Below are 2663 nucleotides of genomic sequence, written 5' to 3'. Positions count from 1 at the left end.
GTCGATGGAGAAACGCAGCAGCCGGATCGGTACCATGTCGTCCAAACAATTCGACATCGAGAATCAGCTTCGTCTCGATGTCTATTGCAGCGTACAACCAAGACCATTCGCCATTGATTTTGACAGCGGTCTCGTCGACCGCAACCCGCTTCGGCTTCGCCTCAGGCGGGTTGTGACCGCTGTCTGCCAGTCGATGTACCCACTGCCAAAAAGCTTGATGAGAGCGTTCAACGCCGAGGTATCGAAGAATTTCTTTTGTCTCTCTAAGTGAACACCCGGTCGCGTGGAGCTGGACGGCGAACACCCTGACGGGCGTCCTCAGAACGCTTCGCGTTCTGATGGGCTGCACGAGAGCTCTGCTCTCGTGAACGTTCGAAAGACGCAAGCGTCTTTCGAGCCCACAAACTCGCATCGCGAGTTTGGGACGTCGCCGTCCGCTCACGCTCCCAGTTTCTTCATAATCCGTCGCAAAGCACTCGATGAGTAGGGCTGCGAGCATCTTCCCAAACTCACTCAACGACCTGCTCGTTCCTCAAACTGGCTTAACTAGACAGTGCCCCTTCTCTATAGCTATCGATTGCTATGACACTGTTACCTATCTAGTCGTTGCTCTAGCTTGATTGTGGCGCTGCTGATGGGGCGATCAATTTGGTATGAGATCACTGAAAAACTCAATTATAACCGATAAGAAGTGTTGGATACTAATCATGTATCCGTCGCGATTTAAAATCTCTCTTTTCGGTGGATGAGTGGGTAGATGTGACGGGTTGTTACCTCTTGAGGTAGATTATGCGTTAATCATCGGGACGAAAATGAAGGTGATGTATTGCCCATCCAATGACAAATCCAATCGTGCTGAAAATGAGACTGTACCACACAATTAGATCTAATAACCGCTCGACGAGAAATGTAATTGGGGTGGCAGCCTCAATTTTAATCAAATACTCTGCTGCCGTGGCGAGGTGAATTCCAATGCCAGCCATCCATGCAATCAGAAGTCCCTTGTACAGATAGCCTACCATACCTGCTAAGACGAGTGTGAACATCGCGGCAGCAACTGGTGGGGCTGGTCCAGCGATAGCAAACGCACTCCGGCCGAACAAGTTGGCCGCGTAGCCTATGAAAATAGCAAGCATTGCTGTGCCCGTCATGAGTACTCCTCGTTCCCACGCCTCTCTAGTGCCCACAAACAACAATATTGGTGACATATTTGTATACTGAAGAAACAAACAATTATAGTCTTTTTGCTGATGGGAAATTATTCTCTTAGCTGTAAGTTAGTTAGAAAGCAGTATCTTCACCAAATTTTATATTATTTTGTTCAGCCAAGTGGTATGCACCTGTACCCCCACTGTTTCCATATTGATAAACGTCCAGATTACAGATTGATCCGATTACGTTGTATCCGTATCCGGTAACGGAGACGATATAGGCGTCGCCATCGCTGGTGAAGTACGTTGGCGAACCAGAATCACCTCCCGCGAAATTACAATAAGTCTTGACACCCTCACCGGAGAAGTCAGTACACGTGTTCGTGTGCGAGACGGCCGTCGCTTGAATTTTTCCAGTTGTGTGCCCAGTGTTTCGACCCATTTTCTCGAGACACGGGTCCGCATAATTTGTGTCGCTAAGCCACATGTCAAGTGTTTCCTTAGTCACGTATCCATTTACCGTTGGGTTCGAGTGTCCGTCTTGAATGTGGGTCTGGAATGTTGCACTCGAGTTCGGTTTAACGAGCGCCCAGTCCTCTTTGATATTAATATCAGTGGCCTCACCGACATCAACTCCTGAGACTTTCGCTGTTTTTCCGATCATGTCGCTACGGGATGTCTCACAGTGATCACCAAACGGATGCGCCACCATAAGCATCCGTGGATCTCCATTAACAGTCACTCGACAACATGAACTTCCGTAACCAACTGACGATCCGAACATATACCCACCGGGGACGGTGTCCGTTGGATCATCATGCCCGCAATTGTCCGATGTCGTTTCGTCGCTGCATTGGTTTCCTCCCGCCTCATATTCCGGCATAGGACGTGTTTCAATCGGGATTCCGTCCTTTTCCGACGGGATACTTTGGATTCTGGGTTTATCCTCATCGTATAATGTGACGATTTTTAGGCTGCTCAAGCCACCAAATGTTTCCCCACCTGACTCTAGTTGAGTTTCGACCACGCTGGGGTTGTTTGCGAGTGACTCGCCCATCTGGGTCAGCACGTTCCGAGCATGAAGCCGATGTTCATCCCACGATTTCGGTACCTCAATCGTCTTAACAACTTTGTCCCCAGATATAAGCATAGGGTAAGTGACTGTTTCTTCTCCCCGAGCAGCTACTGGATATGAGGAGACTCCAAATGCGCTGATACCGAGTGTCTTGAGCACACTACGTCGACTAAATCCGTTGTTCTCTCCAGATTTCATGTCTGCTCAATCTCATGTGTCCTGGATAGGTAATATAAATTTCCATTTACAAAATCATAATGGTTAATTGGGCACTGTCTAGTTAGTGACCTCCTCAACTGGCGTTCGTCCATCGAGCGATTGATGCGGTCGTTGAAAGTTGTAGTATTGCGCAAATTGTATGAACCACTCGCGGACGCTTCCGTGACTGCCCACCCACGAATTATGGAAGCGGTCGACTCGCATTTTGAGAGTATGAA

General features: G+C 48.6%; 4 protein-coding genes. All 4 read right to left on the bottom strand.

All coding sequences use genetic code 11. The features are described 5' to 3' along the window. Positions 1-349: DDE-type integrase/transposase/recombinase (locus QT222_RS02890; protein WP_491476248.1), on the bottom strand; the 349-nt coding region annotated here is incomplete at its 3' end. Between the two features lie 445 nt (positions 350-794). After that, a complete protein-coding gene (locus QT222_RS02885; protein ID WP_491476246.1) occupies positions 795-1151 on the bottom strand; it encodes a hypothetical protein in 357 nt (118 codons plus the stop codon). A gap of 130 nt (positions 1152-1281) precedes the next feature. Beyond that, entirely contained in the window at positions 1282-2385 is a 1104-nt protein-coding gene (locus tag QT222_RS02880) for a hypothetical protein (RefSeq protein ID WP_491476245.1), read from the bottom strand. A 117-nt stretch (positions 2386-2502) separates the two neighbouring features. Continuing rightward, a partial coding sequence (locus QT222_RS02875) for an integrase core domain-containing protein (protein ID WP_491476247.1) occupies positions 2503-2663 on the bottom strand: 161 nt, incomplete at its 5' end.

Source organism: Haloferax sp. s1, assembly GCF_058382125.1.
Note: the sequence above shows the minus strand (reverse complement) of the source record. Positions and strands in the feature narration are given on the sequence as shown.